Source organism: Acetobacter ascendens, assembly GCF_001766235.1.
GTDB classification, from domain to species: domain Bacteria; phylum Pseudomonadota; class Alphaproteobacteria; order Acetobacterales; family Acetobacteraceae; genus Acetobacter; species Acetobacter ascendens.
Genome location: NZ_CP015164.1, coordinates 1,776,087 through 1,798,553, shown reverse-complemented (window position 1 = coordinate 1,798,553; position 22,467 = coordinate 1,776,087). Strand labels below are relative to the sequence as shown.

Annotated in this window: 23 protein-coding genes; 6 read left to right on the top strand and 17 right to left on the bottom strand. The window is 57.5% G+C overall.

Annotated features, from left to right (window positions below; translation table 11 throughout):
• Nucleotides 1–354: 354 nt before the first annotated feature.
• From A4S02_RS08590 to purU, 5 genes are all read right to left on the bottom strand, one after another.
• The gene (locus tag A4S02_RS08590) at nucleotides 355–1,377 is read right to left on the bottom strand and encodes an IS110 family RNA-guided transposase (protein ID WP_070323524.1); all 1,023 of its coding nucleotides are present in this window, start codon (nucleotides 1,375–1,377) and stop codon (nucleotides 355–357) included.
• A gap of 261 nt (nucleotides 1,378–1,638) precedes the next feature.
• On the bottom strand, nucleotides 1,639–3,024 hold the full coding sequence (locus tag A4S02_RS08585; RefSeq protein ID WP_070323523.1) for an IS1380 family transposase: 1,386 nt from the start codon (nucleotides 3,022–3,024) through the stop codon (nucleotides 1,639–1,641).
• Between the two features lie 219 nt (nucleotides 3,025–3,243).
• Nucleotides 3,244–4,323 (bottom strand): IS5 family transposase, encoded by a 1,080-nt coding sequence (locus tag A4S02_RS08580; RefSeq protein WP_070323522.1) that lies wholly within the window; start codon nucleotides 4,321–4,323, stop codon nucleotides 3,244–3,246.
• Nucleotides 4,324–4,601: 278 nt separating this feature from the next.
• Nucleotides 4,602–4,778: a hypothetical protein gene (locus tag A4S02_RS15670; protein WP_157885536.1), complete on the bottom strand. Its 177-nt coding sequence runs from the start codon at nucleotides 4,776–4,778 to the stop codon at nucleotides 4,602–4,604.
• A 54-nt stretch (nucleotides 4,779–4,832) separates the two neighbouring features.
• A complete protein-coding gene (gene purU / locus A4S02_RS08575) occupies nucleotides 4,833–5,678 on the bottom strand; it encodes a formyltetrahydrofolate deformylase (protein WP_070323521.1) in 846 nt (281 codons plus the stop codon).
• An 849-nt stretch (nucleotides 5,679–6,527) separates the two neighbouring features.
• Between purU and A4S02_RS08565 the strand changes: the two genes are divergently transcribed.
• Entirely contained in the window at nucleotides 6,528–7,091 is a 564-nt protein-coding gene (locus A4S02_RS08565) for a hypothetical protein (protein ID WP_157885535.1), read from the top strand.
• Between the two features lie 153 nt (nucleotides 7,092–7,244).
• Here the strand turns inward: A4S02_RS08565 and A4S02_RS08560 are convergent, their stop codons facing one another.
• Nucleotides 7,245–7,634, bottom strand: coding sequence for a DUF488 domain-containing protein (locus tag A4S02_RS08560; protein ID WP_058987251.1), 390 nt, complete (start codon nucleotides 7,632–7,634; stop codon nucleotides 7,245–7,247).
• Between the two features lie 295 nt (nucleotides 7,635–7,929).
• A complete protein-coding gene (gene hmpA / locus A4S02_RS08555; protein ID WP_070323518.1) occupies nucleotides 7,930–9,162 on the bottom strand; it encodes an NO-inducible flavohemoprotein in 1,233 nt (410 codons plus the stop codon).
• An 84-nt stretch (nucleotides 9,163–9,246) separates the two neighbouring features.
• Here hmpA and A4S02_RS08550 point away from each other — a divergent pair, with 84 nt between their 5' ends.
• Nucleotides 9,247–9,906 carry an RrF2 family transcriptional regulator gene (locus A4S02_RS08550; protein ID WP_070323517.1) on the top strand — a complete coding sequence of 220 codons (660 nt, stop codon included), beginning with the start codon at nucleotides 9,247–9,249 and terminating at the stop codon, nucleotides 9,904–9,906.
• Between the two features lie 123 nt (nucleotides 9,907–10,029).
• On the top strand, nucleotides 10,030–11,532 hold the full coding sequence (locus tag A4S02_RS08545) for an inorganic phosphate transporter (protein WP_070323516.1): 1,503 nt from the start codon (nucleotides 10,030–10,032) through the stop codon (nucleotides 11,530–11,532).
• A 22-nt stretch (nucleotides 11,533–11,554) separates the two neighbouring features.
• Here the strand turns inward: A4S02_RS08545 and A4S02_RS08540 are convergent, their stop codons facing one another.
• Entirely contained in the window at nucleotides 11,555–11,980 is a 426-nt protein-coding gene (locus A4S02_RS08540; protein WP_070323515.1) for a winged helix-turn-helix transcriptional regulator, read from the bottom strand.
• 146 nt (nucleotides 11,981–12,126) lie between these two features.
• Between A4S02_RS08540 and A4S02_RS08535 the strand changes: the two genes are divergently transcribed.
• Nucleotides 12,127–13,188, top strand: a complete 1,062-nt coding sequence (locus tag A4S02_RS08535) for an SDR family oxidoreductase (protein WP_070323514.1) — start codon at nucleotides 12,127–12,129, stop codon at nucleotides 13,186–13,188.
• A 489-nt stretch (nucleotides 13,189–13,677) separates the two neighbouring features.
• On the opposite strand, the gene A4S02_RS08530 is transcribed toward A4S02_RS08535, so the two are convergent.
• Nucleotides 13,678–14,055 (bottom strand): hypothetical protein, encoded by a 378-nt coding sequence (locus A4S02_RS08530; RefSeq protein ID WP_070323513.1) that lies wholly within the window; start codon nucleotides 14,053–14,055, stop codon nucleotides 13,678–13,680.
• A gap of 111 nt (nucleotides 14,056–14,166) precedes the next feature.
• On the opposite strand from A4S02_RS08530, the gene A4S02_RS08525 reads away from it, so the two are divergent.
• Nucleotides 14,167–15,189: an IS110 family RNA-guided transposase gene (locus tag A4S02_RS08525; protein WP_041247965.1), complete on the top strand. Its 1,023-nt coding sequence runs from the start codon at nucleotides 14,167–14,169 to the stop codon at nucleotides 15,187–15,189.
• 604 nt (nucleotides 15,190–15,793) lie between these two features.
• On the opposite strand, the gene A4S02_RS08520 is transcribed toward A4S02_RS08525, so the two are convergent.
• Nucleotides 15,794–16,810 carry an IS110 family RNA-guided transposase gene (locus tag A4S02_RS08520; RefSeq protein ID WP_228142507.1) on the bottom strand — a complete coding sequence of 339 codons (1,017 nt, stop codon included), beginning with the start codon at nucleotides 16,808–16,810 and terminating at the stop codon, nucleotides 15,794–15,796.
• The gene (locus tag A4S02_RS16105) at nucleotides 16,707–17,231 is read right to left on the bottom strand and encodes a hypothetical protein (protein WP_228142328.1); all 525 of its coding nucleotides are present in this window, start codon (nucleotides 17,229–17,231) and stop codon (nucleotides 16,707–16,709) included. Before A4S02_RS16105 ends, A4S02_RS08520 begins: the two co-directional genes overlap by 104 nt.
• A 98-nt stretch (nucleotides 17,232–17,329) precedes the next feature.
• Between A4S02_RS16105 and A4S02_RS08510 the strand changes: the two genes are divergently transcribed.
• Nucleotides 17,330–17,755: a hypothetical protein gene (locus A4S02_RS08510; RefSeq protein ID WP_228142327.1), complete on the top strand. Its 426-nt coding sequence runs from the start codon at nucleotides 17,330–17,332 to the stop codon at nucleotides 17,753–17,755.
• 477 nt (nucleotides 17,756–18,232) lie between these two features.
• Here A4S02_RS08510 and A4S02_RS08505 read toward each other — a convergent pair whose 3' ends face one another.
• The 6 genes from A4S02_RS08505 to A4S02_RS08485 form a co-directional block, all read right to left on the bottom strand.
• Nucleotides 18,233–18,907 (bottom strand): response regulator transcription factor, encoded by a 675-nt coding sequence (locus tag A4S02_RS08505; protein WP_070323510.1) that lies wholly within the window; start codon nucleotides 18,905–18,907, stop codon nucleotides 18,233–18,235.
• Nucleotides 18,908–19,106: 199 nt separating this feature from the next.
• Nucleotides 19,107–19,436 (bottom strand): hypothetical protein, encoded by a 330-nt coding sequence (locus A4S02_RS08500; protein WP_082246797.1) that lies wholly within the window; start codon nucleotides 19,434–19,436, stop codon nucleotides 19,107–19,109.
• A gap of 248 nt (nucleotides 19,437–19,684) precedes the next feature.
• Entirely contained in the window at nucleotides 19,685–19,831 is a 147-nt protein-coding gene (locus tag A4S02_RS15665) for a hypothetical protein (protein WP_157885534.1), read from the bottom strand.
• A 225-nt stretch (nucleotides 19,832–20,056) separates the two neighbouring features.
• Complete coding sequence (locus tag A4S02_RS08495; RefSeq protein ID WP_070323509.1) at nucleotides 20,057–20,668, bottom strand: sulfotransferase family 2 domain-containing protein; 612 nt, start codon at nucleotides 20,666–20,668, stop codon at nucleotides 20,057–20,059.
• Between the two features lie 238 nt (nucleotides 20,669–20,906).
• Nucleotides 20,907–21,881: an ABC transporter substrate-binding protein gene (locus A4S02_RS08490; protein WP_070323508.1), complete on the bottom strand. Its 975-nt coding sequence runs from the start codon at nucleotides 21,879–21,881 to the stop codon at nucleotides 20,907–20,909.
• Nucleotides 21,878–22,459, bottom strand: a complete 582-nt coding sequence (locus A4S02_RS08485; protein WP_070323507.1) for an ANTAR domain-containing response regulator — start codon at nucleotides 22,457–22,459, stop codon at nucleotides 21,878–21,880. The genes A4S02_RS08490 and A4S02_RS08485 overlap by 4 nt, the downstream gene beginning before the upstream one ends.
• Nucleotides 22,460–22,467 lie beyond the last annotated feature (8 nt).

Genomic DNA, 22,467 nt, shown 5'->3' with positions numbered 1-22,467 from the left:
CTATGGCCGCATCAACAGGCCGGACATATGGAAGCAAAGATCCGATCATTTTCTTGCCTAGCCCCTTGCAAGGGGGAGCCGTCCACATATGGTTGCCGTCCGTTATGCAAGAGTTTTCTGACCCATATTGACGTGTGATCGTGTGCGGTCTTCTGTAAGGCCTGTTGATGTGGCCTTTCAGAAGCCACTGGCCAGTATGGTGATCAGCGGATCAGATCCAAATCTCACAGGCGTGCTTTAAAGCACAGAGAAATCCACTGGTTTTTCCGATCCGGATCAGACGATCATGCGCCCATTCAGGTCATCGCCCTCTCACACCCCTACCGGTTCCATCCGCGGGAGCCGAGCCATCGCTCAGGCTGCCACGGACAGGGCCGGATCCCGATAATCCTCCTGTTTTGTTGCCATGGCCCAGATGGCTCGTGCCATCCTGTTGGCCAGCGCAATGGCTACCAGCATACGGGGCTTGCGGGCCAGCATCCGTGCCAGCCAGCTTCCCGGTGCAGGGGCCTTACGGCTGGCCCAGTTCACCTGGGTCATGGCGCCCATGATGAGAAGCCTGCGGATATCAGCCTGCCCGGCTTTTGATATCTTCCCCAGCCTTTCCTTTCCGCCAGATGAGAACTGACGGGGCACCAGCCCCAGCCACGCAGCAAAGTCGCGCCCGCGCCGGAAGCTCTGCAGGTCAGGCGCAAAAGCTTCAATCGCAAGAGCGGTCAGAGGACCCACTCCAGGCATGCTCTGCAATCTGCAGGTGTTTTCACTTTCCTGGGCAAGCATCCTGATCTTCTTTGTTCTGACATCAATCCGCACACTCTGCTCCGAAATCTGTCGCAGCGGATCAAGGCATTCCTGCTTCACAGCCTCTGGCAGAACCGCCTCATCCAGCATGGCTTCAATGTGTCTGATATGCGCAATCCCCTGTGGCACGACGAGACCGAATTCATACAGAACGGCACGCAGGGCATTCACCAGTTCCGTGCGCTGGTGCACCAGACGCTGCCGGGCCCGGAAAAGAACGCCACGCGCCTGCTGCGCTTCAGTGCGTGGTTCGACAAAGCGCATTTCCGGCTGACGGGCCGCAATGACAATCGCTTCCGCATCAGCAGCATCGTTCTTCTGGCGCTTCACGAAAGGCTTCACATACTGCGGAGCGATCAGTCTGACCTCGTGACCAGCTCCTGCCAGTTCGCGAGCCCAGTAATGCGCGCTCCCGCACGCTTCAAGAACGACCAGAGCAGGCGGCTGCGTGGCCATGAACTGCATAAACTGCTGACGACGCAGCTTTTTGCGAAACATCACCTCGCCCGCACGCGAAGCTCCATGAACCTGGAAAATGTTCTTTGCCAGATCAACGCCTATCACTGTATCCTTCATCTGCCGTCCTTTCGCGCAGTCGTTTCTTCCAACGACCATTCTGGCACATTGCGATGCCGTGCGGGGAGGACGGCAACCACCCCATCTCACACTTGAGGCAATTTCAGGTCATTTTGTAGAGTTCAGTCATCCCACAGGAGCCCGATCTGGAATATTGACGATATTCTGCTTCTGGCGGCGGGTTCTGAACGCAGTGAGGGTGTCACGGCCTGAGAAGGCAGTGTTGGTGGAAGCTATGTGGTCTGTGCACTGTCTGTTTCTTCAGATGGCCTGCCGGAGCCTTCGCAATCGTGCATGAGCGAGGGCGAATTCATGCTGACAGGGGAACATGTCCGGCATGGACAGGACAATCCGACGGACGCTGAGCGTTACACGTGTCGCGATTTTGAGCAGTCGTGCGCGTATGGTGCCACAGGTCGCCGTCTCCAGGCTGGTCTGGCCAAGGGCCAGTCTTTGCAGAGCGGTCAGCAGGACATAGGCTGCGGCCGAGAACCACAGCCGGAGCTGGTTGGCCCGGATGGTGTGGGACGAGGTCCTGTCTGAGAACAGATCCATCTGGCATTCCTTGATGCGGTTTTCCATATCCCCGCGTGCGCAGTAAATCTGTTCGTAGAGATGGCGGGGGTCGGACATTCCCTGCGGTAGCGTGGTGACAATAAAGCGATGATAGCGGTTGCCGTGGCGCCATTCGGCCTTGGCCACGACCCGCCTGCGGTGCGTCCAGCTGTCCTTTGTGATCCAGTCAAAGGAGGCGAAACCGCGCGCCGCTCTGCCTGTCGTGGCGGCTTCGTCACGAACCTCAGCGGACAAAGAGGCAATCCGGTCATACAGGCGGGTGTTGCCTGCAAGCCCAAACAGGAAGTCAACGTGGTTGTCTTCGCACCATGTCATCAGACTGTCCCGGGCGAAACCGCTGTCCCCACGCACCAGGATACGCACCCGGGGCCAGCGGCTCCTGATCTGCTCCACGATCCGGCGGATGTCTGCCAGTGCTTCCTTCCCCGGGTCCCTGTCTGCCGTGCGCAGGGTAGCGCTGAGGAGATGGTCCCCGCAGAAGACATACAGGGGAAGATAGCAGTTATGGCCGTAATATCCATGAAAGGCCCGGCCTTCCTGATGGCCATGGATACGATCATCGGTGGCATCCACATCCAGAACGATCCGGGCAGGAGCCCGATCATGCCGGTCCATGTAGAGCGTGACGAACAGCTCCGCCAGTGCCTCATGATCAGCAATGATGCGGCAGTAACGGTCTGCCTTGTGGCCACTGCGCTCCAGCCGGTTCAGTGTGGATTTTCCTGCCAGTGCCGCACAGTTGGCCCGGCTTCCTGACAGACGTCCCGATACCAGACCCATGACAGGATCATGACGTAAAGCGTCATGGTCATTAAGGTCTTCATAGCCCAGTGCCAGGCCCATGATCCGCTGACGGACAAGGTCTTCAACCCGGTATTCCACAAAGGCAGGATGCCGCTTATCGCGAAAACAGGCAGCAAAGCGGCGGCTGAGCCCCAGAATGTCATCAGCCTGCTTCACCAGAATGACGCCCCCATCCGAACTCATGCGACCCCCGTCAAAACGGGCTACAACACGCCGTCCATAGGAGGCTGGAAATTCATACGCGCCTGCGCTACACTCTGTCTGCATCGGGTTTTCTTATAGCTTACGAAAATTTCTTTTACACAAAATAGACTTTTTCATAATCTAACCCGATGTACAACCCTTCCGTGAGATTTCCGCGTCGAAGAACCCTTGATTGATACGCTTGGCTGGTGATTTCAGGTTTTTGGCGATTTGATTGACTACTTTTGGGTTCGTTTTCGATCTGCGTTTTGAGCAGATTGAGTGCTGCCCCCCGCTGGATTGCTATGCATTCGCGCTGATCCGCTCCAGGAAGAGGAAGCGGCGCATATTATAGACGATATTGGCCAACCCGATCCTCATGGTGGCCCGCGTTATGCCGACGGTTCGGACGAACAGCCCGGTCTGTGATTTCTGATCAGCAAAGACATGCTCGACACGCGACCGGATAACGGACTTTCCGGCGTTGGATTTCTGGATATGCCTGGGCATAGGCTTGAGATGCGGCTTTTTCCTGTGAACCTTCGAGACAAAGCCCTGCTCCTCCATGAAGTCCTCATTCGCTTTTGAGCGATAGGCCGTGTCAGCCCAGACCGTTGAGGCCGTATTGGTTTTATCCAGCAGCCCCTCTCTCAATCGCGCGCCATCACTGGCGGCGGCATGCGTTGTTTTCCATTTCCGGATGAACCGGTATTTCCGATCGATGGAAACATGCGATTTATAGCCAAAGAACGGGATGGCGAGATCGCTGGAGGGCATGGTTCCATCATCCTGCCGCTTCGCCTTCGTGAACTTCAGTGTCCAGCGCGCATGACGATCCTTGTGCGACAGCTTTGCGGGTTTGTCCTGCCAGTCTTCAGGAATACGTCCTTCCCGAAGATCGGCTTTCTCTGCGTTGGTGTTCCGCTGCTTTGGAGCAGCTACCAGTGTGGCATCCAGGATCTGGCCTGACATCGGTAAATACCCGGCGTTGCGCAGGGTCGCATCAAAGCGGTTGAACAGCCCATCGATCGCACCCGCCTGGGTCAGACGCTTTTGACACAGCCAGACCGTTTTGGCATCCGGCACCCGATCTGAAAGTCCCAGCCCAAGGAAACGCATAAAGGAGAGGCGATCGTTGATCAGATATTCCGTCCGCTCATCAGACAAATTGTTGAGCGTCTGGATCACCAGAATTTTGAACATCAGCACCGGATCAAATGGCGGTCGTCCGCCTTTGCTTCCGTCAGAATACGCCAGAGCCTTCTCCAGGTCAGGGCGGAAGACTTCAAAATCCACAGTCCGGGAAAATGCTTCGAGCTGATCACCAAGCCCGCTCAAGCGGGCAAGCCGTTCTTCAACATCAAAGAAACCCGGCTGCTTCATCTTTCATCATCCCCAATCAACTAAGGGGAAATGGAATCACAGAGCAGACCTCAATACCAGGGGGTTTTTCGAACCCTCCAGGTTTGCGCAACCCGGCCCCCTTTCAAACCAAAAGGTTTTCTCTCAAACCGCCAGATGGAAGCGTAACAATTCCCCGCTTTCCACACAGGTTCGCGCACATCCCCACATCCCCCAGTCCTGTTCTCCTACTATGCTCCCACTGTCGCTCCCCGTGCGGGGGTATGGATAGAAACTTGCCAAGCGTGAAGCTGAAGTATCTAAAAATCGTCGCCACCTGTGGGGGAGCGTGGATAGAAACCACCGCGCGCCATTACGCGCGGCCAGTCCTGCCAGTCACTCCCCATGCGGGGGTATGGGGGAGAAACCGCCGGTTCATAGGCTGTTCCGCTCCGCTTTGTGCGGATATGCAACCGGGGAAGGGAGAGCCTTGTCATGCGACTGCGGTGGCGGGCGCTTTCTCTCCCTCTGTGGGTAGTCGTCTTGTGTTTTCAGGAAAACACGACTGTCCGGCGGCCGTTCAGCATCACGCGTTGTTCTACATGCAGTTTTACAGCGCGGGCCAGAACTTGAGATTCAACGCCCCGGCCTGTGGCAATGTAGTCCTCGGGGGAGAGATTGTGGGTGACGCGGGCGGTTTCCTGCTCGATGATCGGGCCTTCATCCAGATCAGCGGTGACATAATGGGCTGTGGCTCCAATCAGCTTTACTCCTCGGGCATAGGCCTGATGGTAAGGGCGTGCGCCTTTGAAAGAGGGCAGGAAGGAGTGATGGATGTTGATGATCCGTCCGCTCATGTCAGCGGAAAGGCTGTCAGAAAGCACCTGCATGTAGCGGGCCAGAACAATCAGGGCGGCCCCCGTGTCTTTCACCAATGCCCGTAGCTTGTCTTCCTGTTCTGTTTTGTTTTCTTTGGTCACGGGCCAGTAATAATACGGAATACCTGCCTGCGCGGCAGCCTGGGCGCTGTCCTGATGGTTGGAGACAATGGCGACAATTTCAGCCCGCAGCCAGTTGACGCGCACCTGATACAGAAGGTTGAGCAGCGCGTGATCAAACCGGGACACCATGATGATGATGCGCGGCAGCACGCTGGCATCATGCAGGCGCATGGCCATGCCAAATTCTGCCGCCACGGGGTTCAGGCAGCGCTCCATTTCCGCAAGGCTGTTGGTGCGCGGGGCCACAAAGGCCAACCGCATGAACAGCGTGCCGGTGTCCGGGTCACTGAACTGGTGGGTTTCCGCGATATTGGCCCCTTTTTCAGCCAGCACGGAGGAGATGGCCGCCACAATGCCGGGGCGGTCCGGGCAGGAAAAGGTGAGAATGAAGTGCATGGACCCCTGTGGTTATCCTGATCTGAGTGACGCGTGCTGGCCCGCCAAGTGCGGAAAGAGCGGCCAGGGCGCAGAATGTGGGCTCTCTTGTGCCAAGCCATGAGCCAGTCTGCAACTGGGTGGCGGATAACGCTTGACAAAACCAAAGCCTGTAAAAATCACCCGTCAGGGTGTGGATGAGTTGGCGTTTGTTCGACTCGTCACACTTTCGCCACGTCAAGCCTGTTTTGGGTGGACTCCGCATGAAAAGCCATAACCCGCAGAAAACCGCCATTTTCGCTGTGTTGAAGTGTGACAGAACCATGACTCTTATCCACAGAAACCGGGGATAGGGTGTAGGAAAACTCTGTGGATAGTTTTCTCCCACTCAGGTGTACGGCCTGTTTCTGACACGTTTCCCGGTTTGTTCTTTTGCTCGGCCAGAAGAACTGCGAAAGGCCCGATAGAGACAAAAACACCCGCCGCGCGGCCAAAACGGCTCGGGCGACACGGTTGGGCCAGCCGGTGGATTTTTCCTGCTTGGTGCCGCTGCTCGCGCGAGTGTGAGGTACGGGACTCTGCGCCCGTTTGGTTAAAAAGGAGGTGGAAACTCTGCTGGTGTGGCGGCGAGGGACTTTGGCAGCAGCAAAGGCCAAGCATGAAGGCACGATGATGCGGGCGCATCGGGATGAAAGGCCAACGCATGCAGCCCACGGACCCACCTGACAGATTTTTCACTCCGTCTCCAAGCCTGGACTGTTCTGAAACAACCAGAAAAAGGAAATGCCGATGTCGGGAAATCTTTATTTCAAAGGAGCCGTAACAGGTCGGATTGCCCGGTTTTTTGAGATATTCAGGACGCAGAAGCATGTGGGACTGAAGACGTTCTGGCTGCCCCTCCTGCTGTGCCTTGCGGCTTATGCCGCTGCGGAAAGAGCAATCATAAGCGCCGAAATGGCTGTGTATTTTTATGCGTTTACTGTGCTGCTGGCTGGTATCCGACGCGGCTTGGCGGAGGGCTTTACAAAGCCGGTGCTGCCTGCGGTGCAAGGCGGTGCAATTGGCGCGCTGAGTATTGTTTTTCTGGCGCTAAGCCATCCCTTTCTGTCCGTTCATCAGGAAACCCTTACGCTCATGGCGTGGACTAGAGTCCAGGCAGAGTCTGTTCTGATCGGGATGAACCTGTTCTTTGACGGGTATGTCTATGCAGGGGGGCTGAGTGAGATTTTCCTCACAACGGAAGCGCAGTGGATCAAAGGGGCACCACGCCGCCGGGTTATTCATAAAATTGTTCGCGTGGCCATGAAAACGGAGAAGCTGGAAGGCTTGCCAACCGCGCAGGCGATGATTGTGTATGCCCTGTGGGGGATCGCTATTATTTTTGGCTTCTTCCTCCAGAAATACATCAACAACCTGTCTTTCCTGTCTCACTGAGTTCCGGGGCGGTTGAATAACGTCCGCGCAAAATTGAGTGCGCATGTGTGTTTTTGCTGAGGGAGCGAAGGCTTTTGGGCTCGTGGCAGGCTTTCAACGCTGTTTATGAAGCCTTGAAATGCCTGCCATTTTACTGTGGCGGATGGTCGTTTCCTAATTCTCTTGCAGGGAGGATAGATAGGACGCCAGCACAACGGCCTCATTATGTTCGGTGTCGCGGGCACCGTAGAGCAAGGTGACTGGTCCCTTTTGGGCAAGGTCCAAAATCTGGCGCACGCAGTCCGGGTTCTGGGCAAGTTCTGCCCTGTAACGGCGCTGAAAGTCGTCCCACCGGGCGGGATCATGGCCGAACCACTGGCGCAGGGCGGTGCTGGGGGCAATGTCCTTCAGCCACAGCGTCAGGTGCGCGCGTTCCTTGCTGACCCCGCGCGGCCAGAGCCGATCCACCAGAACGCGTGCGCCATCGTCGGGCAGGGGGTCTTCGTACACCCGGCGAATGCGCACCGGCCCGCCAGCGCTGTGTGAGGAATGGGCGTGTGGCATGGCATATCTTCCTTGTTGCAAAACCTGAACAGTGGGGTGTGCCCCTGCGGCGTGAAGACAATAAGACATGTGACAAAGGAGAGGGCAGCCCACGCGAAGCTGGCTCGGGCTGAGCAGGTGACAGTCTGTTTGAGACGGAGGGAGTGGCTCGGCCGAACCGGCATCTGCGGTGCCCCGCTCCAGCCCGACTGACACACGCCCTCCCTCAATGATGCGGCCCCGCATCTTCCCGTTCCGGCAAGGCAAGCCCATGTCGCGCTGAAATGCGGGGCAGGGGCTGCCTCTGGCGGTCAGGTCAGGCGGCGCAGAGCGTATCTTCCACGGTGGTGGCCGGGCCGAATACTTCATGCCGCAGACGGTTTTCCGGAACGCCCGCCGCTTTCAGGCCGGAGATCATGTCCTGCATGAAGCCTTCTGGCCCGCAGATGTAATACACGGCGTTTGGCGCAGTATTGGCGCGCACCCACTCCATGGTCACGCGGCCCTGATGCGCGGTTGTGCCAGCAGTCTGCTCAGCCGGGAGCGGGCCGTGACTGTAGAACACATCGGCTTTGATAGCCCCTTTGGCCGCAAGGGCGCGGATATGGGGGCCGAAGGCTTCGGTCTGGGCGGAGTGCGTGCCGTGGATATAGTGCAGGCCGGAAGCAGCACTTGTTTGCGCGCCAATGTCTGCGGTCAGTGTATCCACCATGGACTGGAAAGGCGTCAGCCCTACACCAGCGCTCAGCAGCACAATGGGGGCGGCAACAGGCGTGGGCAGAATGAAGGATCCGGCAGGGGCGGATACCAGAAGCTCCGTGCCTACAACCGCGCTGTCATACAGCCAGTTGGAGACAAGCCCCTCAGGCTGACGGCGCACGCTGATACGGTAGCCTTTCTGGCTGGGTGCGGAGGAAATGCTGTAGTTCCGCCGCTGGGAGCCCTGTTCCGGCACGGTGATGTTGAAGCTGAGATACTGGCCCGGTTTGTGCGGCAGCACGGGTTTGCCATCCGTTGGTTCCAGATCAAAGGACATCACGGTTTCGCTCTCCGCCACGCGGTTGCGGATGGTAAAGGCGCGCCAGCCGGTCCAGCCGCCGGGGGCGTCCGCGTTGGCGGTGTAAAGCTGGGCTTCCCGGTTGATCAGCACATCGGCCAGAAACTGATAGCCCTTGGCCCACGCATCCATGATCTCCGGCGTGGCGGCATCGCCCAGCACATGCTTGATGGCCCCCAGCAGGGCAGTGCCCACATGCGGGTAGTGTTCGGGCAGAATGTTCAGGCCCACATGTTTTTCCGCAATGCGTTCCACCATGCCGCCCAGCTTGCCCAGATCATTGATGTTGCGGGCATACATCAGCACGGCCAGCGCCAGCGCCGTGGGCTGTTCTCCATTTTTCTGGTGTGACCGATTGAACAGCGCACTGATGGCAGGGTCTGCCAGCAGGCGGGCATACATCTCCCGCGTGATGTCCAGCCCGTGGGCCTCAAGGGCGGGCACGCAGGCGGTGATGATGGCGCGGGTGGTGTCGTCAAGCTGGGGAGCCATAGGAGTCTGTGCCTTTAAAGATCTAAATTACATACATCTTATTGAGCGCTGGAAAAAAGATGTCAAGGTGATGTATCTTTACGCATGCGTCTGACCCTTTACACAGATTACGCCCTGCGCACGCTGCTCTATCTGGGCGTGCATGCAGACCGCCGTGTCTCCATACGGGAGGTGGCGGAGGTCTATGGCATTTCAGAAAACCATCTGGTGAAGGTGATCCATCACCTCGGCCGGGGCGGCTTTGTGGATACGCTGCGGGGTCGGGGTGGTGGCCTGATGCTGGCCCGCCCTGCCGATCAGATCAATGTGGGGGATGTGGTGCGCCATACGGAGGAAGACATGGCCCTTGTGGGCTGCATGTCGCCTCTTTCTCCCGGCATGGGGCCGGGTTCCAGATCTGCCCTGGCGGCCGCGGGTGGGGGAGGCAAACGGGCCTCCTTGGCGGCGCTTGCAGGCAGCGCGGCACGCGGGACGTCCTCGCCGCGGGGTATGGCGGCGGGAGGAGCCACCAGTGCCGGTTCTGCCGCAGGGGAGGGGCGTTCAGGTTCGGCAGGCGGATGCCTTCTGGCCAATGCCTGCCACTTGCGCGGCGTGCTGGGGGAGGCGCTGGGTGCGTTCATGACTGTGCTGGACGCCCGCACTCTGGCGGACCTTTTAACCCCCTATGAACGAAAAGTTCTGACCCAGGCAGGCCCCGCCGAGGCCCCGGTTGACGCGCCAAAAACTGCGGAAAAAGTGGTCTGATTTCTGCCCGGGTGGCCGTGCGGGGCGGACACATGCGGAAAAACACGGGAAACGGTATTAAAAACAAACCCTTCTTCCTCTATGCAACGGGCGGCTTAACTCAGAAGGTCTGTCCGTTTCCTCATGCTGCATTTCACGCCTGACTCACTGCTTTCCATCGCCATGCTGGCTCTCTGTGGCGTTCTGGTGTGCGTGTTCGAGTTCGTGAATGGCTTTCATGATACTGCCAATGCGGTGGCAACGGTTATTTACACGCGCTCCTTGCGGCCTGCCATGGCGGTGGTGCTTTCCGGCATCATGAACTTTTTCGGGGTGCTGGCAGGCGGGCTGAGTGTTGCGTATGCGTTGGTGGAACTGCTGCCGCCTGATGCGCTCTCCCCACCAGATGGCGCGCCCGCCGTGCCCATGTTGCTGGCCCTGTTTGGCACGGCGCTGGCGTGGAACCTGTTCACATGGCGGGCGGGTATTCCCAATTCCAGCTCTCATTGTGTGATCGGGGCCATTGTGGGGGTGGCCATTGCAGACTCCTTCCTGCACGGCCGCCATCTGGGTGATGGGGTGGACTGGCAGCAGGTGACAAAGGTGCTGGAGGCACTGGCGTTTTCCCCAGTGCTGGGGCTGATTGGGGCAGGGCTTCTGTACGGGCTGATGCGGGCAGTGGTGAAAGACCCGGCCCTGTATCAACCGCCGCCCAAGGGCGATGCCCCACCGCGCGGCTGGGTGCGCTGGCTGTTGGTGGACACCTGTAGCGCTGTCAGTTTCTCCCACGGCAGTAATGATGGGCAGAAGAGCATCGGTTTGATCATGCTCACGGTGGTCGGTCTGTGGCCCGCCCTCTATGCGCTCAAACCGCAGCAGGCGCACCGGCTGCCGCTGCCTGTTGAACACGCCATACAGATGCAGCAGATTCTGGACCAGTATGACCATGACGGCCTGCGTGCGGATGCTCTGGCTGCCGCCGCCCGCCTGCGCGCCCAGAGTGAATCCGCAGCAGGCCAGAGGGTGGATGCGCCAGCGCCCCTACCGAACGGTGCAGATCAGACAAGCAAAAATGCCCCGGCAGACTCACAAATGGAAGTAATCGGCACGCAGGGAACCGCGCAGCAACAGGCTGTTCTTGGCGGTGCGGCTGATATGTCTCCCGTAGTGCAGCGGGGCGATGTGTTTCAGGTTGTGGCGGGGCTGAAGAAGGTGACGCATCAGGCCGCCGTGCCTGCGCCAGCCAAGGCGACGGCCAAAGCCTTGCAGGCGGAGTTGAAGCCGGTGGTGGAATTTGCGCCATGGTGGGTGCGCCTGCTGAGCGCGGCCTGCCTGAGCCTTGGCACCATGATTGGCTACCAGCGGATTGTGCGCACACTGGGCGAAAAAATTGGCCGCACACACCTGACCCCAGCCCAAGGGGCTTCGGCTGAACTGGTGGGGGCCGGGCTTATTCTTACCGCCGGTTATACGGGGCTACCGGTCAGCGCCACGCATATTGTTACCGCAGGTATTGCGGGCAGCATGCTTGGCTCCGGCAGTGGGGTGCAGCGCGGCATGGTGGGCCGCATTGTGCTGGCATGGCTGGCCACGCTGCCGGTTACCATTATTCTGGCCGCTCTGTTGTTCTACGTGCTGAGCCTGTAAGCCGCCGCGCCTGCTCTCTCCCTCACCAGTCTTCGGTGATGCTTTCCGGCTGATTTTTCATAGCGGCTTTTGCGGCATGTTGGGCTGCGGTCACGCGGTCCAGAAGGTCAGCGTGTTCTATGCCCCAGAGGTAAAGCATTTCGATGGGTTCAATGAATTTCTGACCCATTTCTGTCAGGCTGTATTCCACAACGGGCGGCATGATCTGCTGCACCGTGCGGGCTATGAGGCCCGCCTGTTCAAGTTCGCGCAGGGTTTGCGTCATCATCTTTTTGGAAAGATCGGGGATACTGCGTAGCAGGTGGCCGGGGCGGGAGGAGCCACCCAGCAGATGCAGCGTGTGCAACACCATGGTGGTCCATTTGCCGTTGAACAGCCGCAACAGGCGGCGCGGGGCGCAGTGCTCGTCAAACGGGGCGGTGCGGTAGGCGGCGGGAAGTTCAGGCATGGCGGTGTGGGAACCTTTTGGTATCCGGGGCACAAAAGAGTGCCGTATTGTGAGATCAGAGGCAAGCCGCCATTCTCTGTTCAGGCCTGGCGTGCCGGCATTAGCTGGCGCGGGTATTCTGAGTGTTGCAATAGGGAAAAACCAATATGGCACAACGTGCTCTTGTGGTCGGTTCAACCGGTATCATCGGGCAGGCGCTGACCAACCGTCTGCTGGCGGAAGGATGGGTGGTTCACGGTCTGGCCCGCACCCCTCGGCAGGACGGCGGCAGTCTGCCCGTGGCGGCGGATCTGCTGAACGTGGAGGCCCTGCGCACCGCTCTGGTGGATGTGCGCCCAACCCACGTGTTTTTCTGCACATGGACACGCCGCGCCACGGAGCGTGAAAACTGCATTGCCAACGCGGCCATGGTGCGCAACGTGTTTGACGCCCTGCCAGCACCAGCGGACATTGCCCATGCCGCCCTTGTAACCGGCCTTAAACACTATCTTGGCCCGTTTGAAGCCTATGCCAAAGGGGCCGCGCCAGAAACGCCTTTCCGTGAATCCATGCCCCGGCTGGATGTGGAAAATTTCTATTACACGCAGGAAGATGAACTCTACCTGGCCGCAGAAAAACACGGTTTTACATGGAGCGTGCATCGCCCCCATACCGTGATTGGCTACGCCATTGGCAATGTGATGAACATGGCCAGCACGCTTGCCGTGTATGCCACGCTCTGCCGGGAGACAGGCCGTCCGTTTGTGTTTCCCGGTTCTGCCGTGCAGTGGCATGGTCTGACCGATGTAACGGATGCGCGCCAGCTTTCCGCGCATCTGCTGTGGGCTGCAACATCCGCCGCCGGACGGAATGAGGCTTTCAATGTGGTCAACGGGGATGTGTTCCGCTGGAAATGGCTCTGGCCCCAGATTGCGGCATGGTTTGGCATTGAAGCAGCCCCCATGCCCGCGGAAACAACGCCGCTTGAACCCCGCATGGCTGGCGAGACCGCAACCTGGGCAGAGATCAGCGCCAGATACACGCTGCGCGAACCTGATCTGGCCCGTCTTGCCTCTGCCTGGCATACGGATGCCGATCTGGGTCGTCCTGTGGAATGTGTGACGGATATGACCAAAAGCCGCCTGGCCGGTTTCACCCGTTATCAGGCCACCCCTGCGTCTTTCTTTGATGTGTTTGGACGCCTGCGGGCGGACCGCTTCATTCCGTAAAACGCAACCTGTGCTTGCCTGAACACGTGTTGCCTTGCTGGCATGAAACGAAGTGGGCACATTCGCATGTGAAGCTGAAAAGCGACGATAAATTTCAGCAAACGCACGTTGATATAAGGCAATGCGGAGAGGGAGGCACTCTGTACCGGCAGGGCGGAGAGCATCAGGTCTGTCCTGTTGAAAGGACTGCTTCCCTGTCTCCCTGTCTGTCAAAATACTATTCCGCTGAGGCCGAATGGCGCGCGAGGCCCGACTGCTAACGGTGTGATGGCGGGCTGTGCCTGTCGTCCGCATTCGGCTCAGGCTCCGTGCTTTTGCGTGGGGGGCAGTTTGTCCGGGCTGGCGCTGGTGGCTTCAAAAGGATGAGGGAGCCGAGGGTACTCCCACAAACAAAAACAGGCACGGAACCATCGGGGCGGAGGGCTGCCCCGGATGGTCCGTGCCTGTGGAAAGACGCCCGTTTTTGAAACGGGCTTTAGAAAAAGAACGTTAGCCTTGTTTCTGTACTTTCCAGCCGGTTTCCTGCAGGCGGAAGGAGAGCAGAATAGCAATCACAATCCCGACCACCAGCGGCAGGAAGGCGCGGTGGAACAGGGTCATGCTGTCCGTATCGCCGCCAGACATCAGGGCGGATACCAGCGGAGACATAACGCCTGTTGTGCCGAACACCAGAAAGTTCATGACGCCCGCAGCCGTGCCTTTGACTTCCGGCGGGTTCACTTCCTTCATGGAGGAGAACGGGATCATGGCAGCCCCGGAGGCAATGCCCATGACCAGCGCCACGGAGTAGCGGGGCAGAACACCAACCGGCACATACAGCGCGCAGAGGGATGCAGCCAGCAGCACCAGCGCGCCAACAATCAGCACGGGCTTACGGCGGCCGATCTTGTCAGATGGGGTGATTGCCGTCCTCCCCGCACGGCATCGCAATGTGCCAGAATGGTCGTTGGAAGAAACGACTGCGCGAAAGGACGGCAGATGAAGGATACAGTGATAGGCGTTGATCTGGCAAAGAACATTTTCCAGGTTCATGGAGCTTCGCGTGCGGGCGAGGTGATGTTTCGCAAAAAGCTGCGTCGTCAGCAGTTTATGCAGTTCATGGCCACGCAGCCGCCTGCTCTGGTCGTTCTTGAAGCGTGCGGGAGCGCGCATTACTGGGCTCGCGAACTGGCAGGAGCTGGTCACGAGGTCAGACTGATCGCTCCGCAGTATGTGAAGCCTTTCGTGAAGCGCCAGAAGAACGATGCTGCTGATGCGGAAGCGATTGTCATTGCGGCCCGTCAGCCGGAAATGCGCTTTGTCGAACCACGCACTGAAGCGCAGCAGGCGCGTGGCGTTCTTTTCCGGGCCCGGCAGCGTCTGGTGCACCAGCGCACGGAACTGGTGAATGCCCTGCGTGCCGTTCTGTATGAATTCGGTCTCGTCGTGCCACAGGGGATTGCGCATATCAGACACATTGAAGCCATGCTGGATGAGGCGGTTCTGCCAGAGGCTGTGAAGCAGGAATGCCTTGATCTGCTGCGACAGATTTCGGAGCAGAGTGTGCGGATTGATGTCAGAACAAAGAAGATCAGGATGCTTGCCCAGGAAAGTGAAAACACCTGCAGATTGCAGAGCATGCCTGGAGTGGGTCCTCTGACCGCTCTTGCGATTGAAGCTTTTGCGCCTGACCTGCAGAGCTTCCGGCGCGGGCGCGACTTTGCTGCGTGGCTGGGGCTGGTGCCCCGTCAGTTCTCATCTGGCGGAAAGGAAAGGCTGGGGAAGATATCAAAAGCCGGGCAGGCTGATATCCGCAGGCTTCTCATCATGGGCGCCATGACCCAGGTGAACTGGGCCAGCCGTAAGGCCCCTGCACCGGGAAGCTGGCTGGCACGGATGCTGGCCCGCAAGCCCCGTATGCTGGTAGCCATTGCGCTGGCCAACAGGATGGCACGAGCCATCTGGGCCATGGCAACAAAACAGGAGGATTATCGGGATCCGGCCCTGTCCGTGGCAGCCTGAGCGATGGCTCGGCTCCCGCGGATGGAACCGGTAGGGGTGTGAGAGGGCGATGACCTGAATGGGCGCATGATCGTCTGATCCGGATCGGAAAAACCAGTGGATTTCTCTGTGCTTTAAAGCACGCCTGTGAGATTTGGATCTGATCCGCTGATCACCATACTGGCCAGTGGCTTCTGAAAGGCCACATCAACAGGCCTTACAGAAGACCGCACACGATCACACGTCAATATGGGTCAGAAAACTCTTGCATAACGGACGGCAACCATATGTGGACGGCTCCCCCTTGCAAGGGGCTAGGCAAGAAAATGATCGGATCTTTGCTTCCATATGTGGACGGCTCCCCCTTGCAAGGGGCTAGGCAAGAAAATGATCGGATCTTTGCTTCCATATGTCCGGCCTGTTGATGCGGCCATAGGGTCGCTGGCCAAGATGGCTTCCGCAGCGTGAGCCCCAAACACAGAAGCGGTCTTTGATGACCACTGGTTGCCACGGGTTTTCTCACGCCATGGATCGATCGATCACACCATCTGCTCTATTACTTGCAAGCCACGACCTCAGCTCGGCACGAGAGCGTCAAATGTCAGCGCATCGTGCCAGGCTAAGCTCAAACAGCAGCTGCGCCGAGTTGCTGCAGAAGGCGCTTATAGTGTTCGCCGCTGACCATCAGTTTCCAGGCAATCCGCGCAATCTTATTGGCAAGGGCCACCGCTGCGAGTTTCGGTTTTTTGCGCTCCAGCAATTCACGTAACCAAGATGAGGCATTCTTCCCATTGGTCCGCCGGGCATGCGACACGACTGCGGTCGCGCCAACCACCAGCGTGCTTCGCAAGACCTCATCGCCAGCGCGTGTGATTCTGCCAAGCCTTGTTTTTCCACCGGTTGAGTGATCCCTGGGCGTCAATCCGATCCAGGCCGCAAAGGCTCGACCCGATTTGAACAGATGCGGATCAGGCGTTTTCATCATCAGCAGCGCTGCGCCGATCGGGCCAACGCCCGGAATTTTCGCAAGACGCTGACTGCATTCGTTGGCGCGGTGCCATGCCATCACCTTGCCCTCAAGCTGTTCGATTTCACCTTGCAATTCAGCATATTCCTTTGCGTGAAGGGCAAACAACTCGCGCGTCAATGTGGGCAGGCTTTCGTCCGCAGCGATCCGATCAAGGAGTGCCTCAATCCGGCACATGCCTTTGGGCGCCGTGATCCCAAACTCGGCAGCATATCCCCGGATCGTATTGGCGAGCTGTGTGCGGTTCCGGATAAGTCGTGCCCGCATTCCAATCAGCATCAACGCTGCCTGCTCTTCCTCGCTCTTGAGCGGGACGAACCGCATTGTAGGCCGACTCATCGCTTCACAGAGGGCTTCCGCGTCGGCGGCATCGTTTTTCCCGCGCTTGACATAAGGCTTCACGAGCTGCGGCGCGATCAGCTTCACTGTGTGTCCCAGACACGAGAGCACCCGCCCCCAGTAATGGGAGGCGCCACAGGCCTCAATCGCGATTTCAATCGGGGGCAGTTTCTCAAAAAACTTTACCATCTCCCGGCGGGATAGCTTCCTGCGCAAAACAGGCTGCTCCTTCGCGTTTACACCGTGCAATTGGAAAACACTTTTTGACGTGTCCATGCCAATACGGATAATTTGTTCCATGGGTGGCCTCCTCTGTGAATTCTGCAACGACTTCACCTTGGCACATCGCGATGCCGTTGGGAGCCGTCCACCCCATCACAGAAGAAATCCAGCCCAGCAGCGGGCAGCCAATCACCCAGCCAATGGGCACCATGGAAACATCAGATGCGGCAAAAGCCATGGTCACATGCTCACCTTTGTTGAGCATGGAAGCGCCCCAGCCCAGTGCGCCAATGGTGGTGGGCACAAACAGCAGGCCGCCAATAATCCCGGCAAACCAGCTTTGCGGGTTGCTGAAGATGATGCGGAACGGCTTGAGCAGGTTGGCAGCGGAAAGATGGCCATGGTGGGCGGCGCTATCACCTGAATCGCGCGGCATGACAAACCATGTGGCAATGGCCAGACACACGCCAATCACGCCAAAGCCCAGCCAGACTGTCTGCCATGGAATATGAAAGGAGCCGTTGGGGTCAATCAGAATACGGGTGGGTTTGGCTGGGAGCCGGTTACAATTCCGTGATGGAAGAAATCAAGATCATGGAACCCATTCTTGCAACCACCGTAAACGGCGAAAAGAATTACCGCGCCCTTGAAATGCACATGCAGCGCATCGTGGGAGCCCGCGTGGCCTCTGCTTTCGGGCAGGCACAGTTCTACGAAACAAAGCGGCAGGCCGCCCGTGAAATCTCCTCTGGCTTTACAAACGACAACCGCGACGAAGACCGCATGGGCGTTGATGGTCAGGCTAATCGCGCGGCCTTTGCCCGCGAATTTGCAGCCCAACTCGGTATGAAAGCCTACGGCCTTTCAGCCCTCGCAGAAGGTGCCGCCAAGGCTTACGCCGAATACTTTGGTTCTGAATGGAAGCCCTACAGCCGCAATTCCGCCCGCTCTCTTGATCGCCAGATTGCCGACGCACAGGCCGACGCTCTCGGCTTCTGATACAGCGGCCGGGCAGCTTCGCCGCCCGGTTTTCTTTCCTTCAAACCGGATATAATTTGATGGACACGCAGCAGATTACAGACCGAGAGCGCCGCTTGCTCAGGGCTATTCTGCCCCCCAAGGCAGACCCGGAAATCTCAGGAAGACAGGTTAAAGGCTCTTGCAGGAGCACTCCAAACAAGCGCCCTCAGTATCGCGGGCATCGGGATTATAACCCCGTTACTGACAGCAACCTTTCCCGTCAGTCTGAGTCATATGATCGTGGCGGGTTGCGGTTCTTTGTTCATGGAAGGTATTTCCTTGCTTATTCTGGCCTATATCCCATATCCTCCAGACGAGGAGAAAACCGATCATGGATAATTTCACGGTTAACATGGTAGTGATCTACGGCATTTTTGCCGTCGGAACTCTCTCCATTGGTTTAGCTCTAGGACCAATCCTGCGCCGCCTGAACAAATTGCGCGACAGGCTCGACGCTCAGGCCTCCCATAATTCATGACAACAAGGCGGCCTCTGTGCCGCCTTTCTCTTATGCCCCGTTACCGCGCGGGGGGCCACGTTTTTCTCATCCCCATGAATCCGGGCCAGAAGCTCCGTCCGGTTAAAGACATGATGGGCGTTCTGGCAGAAGGTCAACAGCAGGTCTGTTTCTGACCCAGTCAGAGCCACGCGGATGCCAGTCTTGCCGTACAGCGCGCGTTTGGCGGGTTCAAACAACCAGTTATCGAAGCGATAGTGCTGAACGCCCTGAGTTTCCGGCTGGGCGGCTTCGGGTTGGGCGCGTCTCAGCACAGCCCGGATGCGGGCGGCCAGTTCTTCCAGATCAAACGGTTTGGAGACATAGTCATCCGCGCCCAGATCCAGCCCGGAAATACGGTCATGAATATCATTCAGCGCGCTGACCATGATGATGCGCGTGGCGGACGTCTGACGGAGATGCTTGTACAAAGTGCGTCCGTCTTCTTCCGGCAACATGAGGTCGAGCAGGGTGAGATCAACAGGACGGCGCTTTTCTGCGGCATCAATGCCAGCGCGGTTGAGGGCGGTGGAGACCTTATACCCCAGTCGCTGAAGGTAGCGCTGCAATAACCCGCAAATTTCGGGGTCATCTTCCACAATCAGGATATGGATAGCCTGCGGGGTGTCTGTCATGGCTGCGTGCGCTTCGGAGCGTGTCGGCGAGGAGGAAGTGGGATGTGAAGACAAATGTGCTGTTCTCGTATCAGTCAGGCCTCATGTATCCGTCTATTAAGACGCTGCTTTTATAAAGGAACGCAAGGGAAAAACCGGAGAGCATGCAAAAAGGCACTTCCGGGGAAGTGCCTTTCTGTTTCATGCGGTCAGAACCAGATTAGTTCTGGTTGTCGCCGTTGTTCTGGCCACCGTCACGGTTGCCATCACGGCCTTCGCCACGGTGGTTGCCCCCATGGCGGTGCTCACCACCATTCTGGTTGTCACCCTGGTTGTTCTGGTTATCAGAGTTGGAAGAGTTGTCGCGATGACCGCGATGCTCACCACCATGACGGCGGTTGCCGTTTTCGTCACCATCGTTGCTATTCTGGTTGTCAGAATTGCCGTTGTCGCTGTTCTGGTTGTGGTGGTGTCTGTGTTCTTCAGCGTGAGACAGAGCCGGAGCCACAACACCCAGAGCAGCGGCGAGGAGAATAGCTTTTTTCATCATTACAAAACCCTTTATGCAGAGCGGGAGAAAAAGACTCTCTCGCCTGTCTGGGGGAAAACATAAGAGGATTTTTTTTTACTAAAAGGAGGAAAGCAGTAAATAAATATAATATGTCAAATGTGAAAAATAATAGGAATATACGATAAATATTATAGGATAAATGACGTGAAAAAATCGATCATATTTGCGCGAGGCAGCCTTCCGACGACACGGCCGCCACGAATCTGCCGTGGTTTACGGGTGAGCAATCAGAGGCTGGTGTTAAGGGCTGGATAGAACCTGGCAGATGGACTGCGCTGCACGCTGATTTTCTGTGGGGGACAGTATTTTTCGGGCAGCGTATCAACGGGTAAAATGGCCTGCCGGATTTTGTAATCCTCCTTATAGAGATCCATGATTTTCTCTTTCTGGAGGGGGCGAAGATCTGTAGTGAAGCGCTGGGTGGTATTAATTTTCTTGATCTCGCCAGCATGCAGGCCGGGGACAAAAGGATAGATCCGGTCAATATCCTTAAGAGCCCTTTTGGAAAAGGCCGATGACGCCGAAATAAGTATGGACGAGACCTCTACATTAACACGAGAATGACGGAAATCCGTTATTTCCTGATGCTATATGTGCGCTCAGTGAGGCTGATTTGGCGTCAGATTACGAATTTCCAAAAGGGCTCTAAGATCAAACAGCATTTTGACGGCTATGTCGCCGTGGCGATCGGTCAGATACCAGTGTTGCGGGCGCAGCACATGGTCCAGCTGATAGATTGAGGTTGTACCGTCCACATACTCAATCATGCGGTCCAGAGTGGTTAAATCTGCATAGTGTTCTGCAAAGCCGGGATGCAGACTGACATGGCTGCCGCCCCCATTCCGGATGAAATCATAAGAGGACAGGAAGCGTTCAACCGGGTCCCGCCATAAGGCAAAGCTGGGCATGGTGCGCACAACGTCCGGCGCATGCCTCTGGTAATAACGGATGCTTTCATGGCGCATGCTACAGCCATAAAGCTCCTTAGAGATGGCGGTCCCGGCATTTTTGGGCACATGAATAAACAGAACGCCCGCGTTGCGGATAATGTCCAGACGCTGCTGGCGCTTCCTGCTCAGGGGGAGGGGTAGCCTCCAGTCTACGTACCGTTCCTGCAGGTCACCATGCAGGGTAATGCCACAGAGCTGTTCCATCGTCTTCTTGCGAGTTTCCGTTATCTGTTCTCGCAGAGTAGAAAAAGCAGAAGACATGGCGGGCATCCAGTAACAAAACGTAGAAAGCTGCGCATCACGTCATTTCATAGGATCAGAAATGACATGATGAAAAACAAACGATCTATTTAAGAATCGTTTTTAAGCACAGATTTCTGGTTCTGGGATGCACAAAAATGAGAATTGTCTTTTTATTTCAGTTCTGACAAAAAGACGGTCAAAATAAGGACAGTCCCTGAGCGCATGCACTCACAGTATTATGGGCACGCGCAGGAACTCATTGGCAGTCATACCAGCCAAGGGTACGCAGGGTTTCCAGCATGGGTGCGGGCAGCCAGCCCTCATTTTGCATATCCTCAATCATCCAGCCACAGGCGGCGCCCGTCTGGCCGTTCTGGCCGCCAAACATCATGGTATCGGCCATGGTGTGGGAGTCTGGCATGACGGCTTTGACAGCCTCTTGCGGCAGGCCCAGCCCGTTGGCGTCGAGGGGCCTGCTGAGCAGATGTGTAATGTCCTGTGCGTGTGCCGGATCATGACACAGGGCAATGGCTTCGGTGAGTGCCGCATGTATACGGGTGGGGCCGTCCGGGTTCTGGTTTTTCCAGATTTCTTTCAAAACCAGCATTTTTTCCAGGTGGCCCGGCGCAAGAGAGGCAGAGCCTGCGACAATAAATGCCAGACCCTTGAGGTGTGCATCCGCTCCCCATGGTGGCCCTGCGCAAAACCCGTCAATCTCACCAGCGGCAAGAGCCTGAATCATGCGGGCTGGCGGCATAATGACAATCTCGATTTCTGTATCCCGGCAAACGGACAGACTTTTTAGAAAGCGTGACAAAATCAGATAGTGTGTGGAGTAGAGATGAACGACACCAAGACGCGGCTTGCGGCCTAAAGTGTTTTTCCAGTTTTCAAAAGCCTGGTGTTTATCGGCCTGCGCCGTCCATTCTGTATGATCGACTTTTTGACCGCGCAGCACAATTGTGTTGCCGCCACGGCTGACTGGAAAGCCTGGACGCAGGCCAATAGCCCGCCCGCGCTGACCAAGAGCGGTCATAATGGCCAGCGGAGGAAACATCAGCGCGCCATCCAGCCCGTTCCACACCAGCCCGTCCGCAATATTGGCCCACGAGGGCACGACCACGGCCTCAACATCCAGCCCGTGCCGGCTAAAAATGCCCATGCTGCGGGCCCCAAGCACAGGGGCACTATCCGCCAGTTGCAGCAGGCCAATGCGGCAGGTGGTGCTCATTGTTTCGGATTCCTGTTCTGGTGAGCAAGATAATCTGTGGCAACATCAATAATTTTTCGCGCCTGCTGCATCGCCTGTTTGCGGAACCAGCGATAGGCCTCATCTTCCTTGCAGCGCTCCTGCTTCATAAACAGAAATTTGGCGCGGTCTATGGTCTCACGTTCGGAAAGTGTCTTTCTGGCGGCCTCAAGTTCCGCATTGGTGTTCCGAAAGCGACCATAGAGCGCAATGGCGGCGCGTAGCAGGGGTTTGACGTTTGTAACCGGCGCATCCAGCACATTGTAGGAACAGACCCCGGCCGCAAAGGCATCTTCCATCAGGCTTTCGTCATCTTCGTCCACAAACAGGGCCACAGGCCGTTCCAGCCCGGAGGCGGAAAGGGCGCGGACACTGTCCAGCGCATCGCGGTCGGCACGGCTAATGTCCACCAGCACAATATCCGGGGTATGGCGGCGCACGGCATCAATCAGGCTGGTGTCGTCTTCTACCAGAATAACGTCCAGCGTTGCCTCGGCTTCCAGAAGACGGGCCAGTGCGCCGGCACGGTGAGAGTTTTCATCAGCCAGAAGGACTTTCATGCAGCCTG

Bases quoted from the DNA above. Each gene is read 5' to 3' on its own strand.
- A4S02_RS08535 (WP_070323514.1), top strand. From the start codon at position 12,127: ATGGCACAACGTGCTCTTGTGGTCGGTTCAACCGGTATCATCGGGCAG.
- A4S02_RS08500 (WP_082246797.1), bottom strand. From the start codon at position 19,436: ATGATGAAAAAAGCTATTCTCCTCGCCGCTGCTCTGGGTGTTGTGGCT.
- A4S02_RS15670 (WP_157885536.1), bottom strand. From the start codon at position 4,778: ATGACAAGGCTCTCCCTTCCCCGGTTGCATATCCGCACAAAGCGGAGC.
- A4S02_RS08525 (WP_041247965.1), top strand. From the start codon at position 14,167: ATGAAGGATACAGTGATAGGCGTTGATCTGGCAAAGAACATTTTCCAG.
- A4S02_RS08495 (WP_070323509.1), bottom strand. From the start codon at position 20,668: ATGTCTTCTGCTTTTTCTACTCTGCGAGAACAGATAACGGAAACTCGC.
- A4S02_RS08540 (WP_070323515.1), bottom strand. From the start codon at position 11,980: ATGCCTGAACTTCCCGCCGCCTACCGCACCGCCCCGTTTGACGAGCAC.
- A4S02_RS08505 (WP_070323510.1), bottom strand. From the start codon at position 18,907: ATGACAGACACCCCGCAGGCTATCCATATCCTGATTGTGGAAGATGAC.
- A4S02_RS08485 (WP_070323507.1), bottom strand. From the start codon at position 22,459: ATGAAAGTCCTTCTGGCTGATGAAAACTCTCACCGTGCCGGCGCACTG.
- A4S02_RS08550 (WP_070323517.1), top strand. From the start codon at position 9,247: ATGCGTCTGACCCTTTACACAGATTACGCCCTGCGCACGCTGCTCTAT.
- A4S02_RS08585 (WP_070323523.1), bottom strand. From the start codon at position 3,024: ATGCAGACAGAGTGTAGCGCAGGCGCGTATGAATTTCCAGCCTCCTAT.
- A4S02_RS08520 (WP_228142507.1), bottom strand. From the start codon at position 16,810: ATGGACACGTCAAAAAGTGTTTTCCAATTGCACGGTGTAAACGCGAAG.
- A4S02_RS08560 (WP_058987251.1), bottom strand. From the start codon at position 7,634: ATGCCACACGCCCATTCCTCACACAGCGCTGGCGGGCCGGTGCGCATT.
- A4S02_RS08545 (WP_070323516.1), top strand. From the start codon at position 10,030: ATGCTGCATTTCACGCCTGACTCACTGCTTTCCATCGCCATGCTGGCT.
- purU (WP_070323521.1), bottom strand. From the start codon at position 5,678: ATGCACTTCATTCTCACCTTTTCCTGCCCGGACCGCCCCGGCATTGTG.
- A4S02_RS08580 (WP_070323522.1), bottom strand. From the start codon at position 4,323: ATGAAGCAGCCGGGTTTCTTTGATGTTGAAGAACGGCTTGCCCGCTTG.
- hmpA (WP_070323518.1), bottom strand. From the start codon at position 9,162: ATGGCTCCCCAGCTTGACGACACCACCCGCGCCATCATCACCGCCTGC.
- A4S02_RS08590 (WP_070323524.1), bottom strand. From the start codon at position 1,377: ATGAAGGATACAGTGATAGGCGTTGATCTGGCAAAGAACATTTTCCAG.
- A4S02_RS08490 (WP_070323508.1), bottom strand. From the start codon at position 21,881: ATGAGCACCACCTGCCGCATTGGCCTGCTGCAACTGGCGGATAGTGCC.
- A4S02_RS15665 (WP_157885534.1), bottom strand. From the start codon at position 19,831: ATGGATCTCTATAAGGAGGATTACAAAATCCGGCAGGCCATTTTACCC.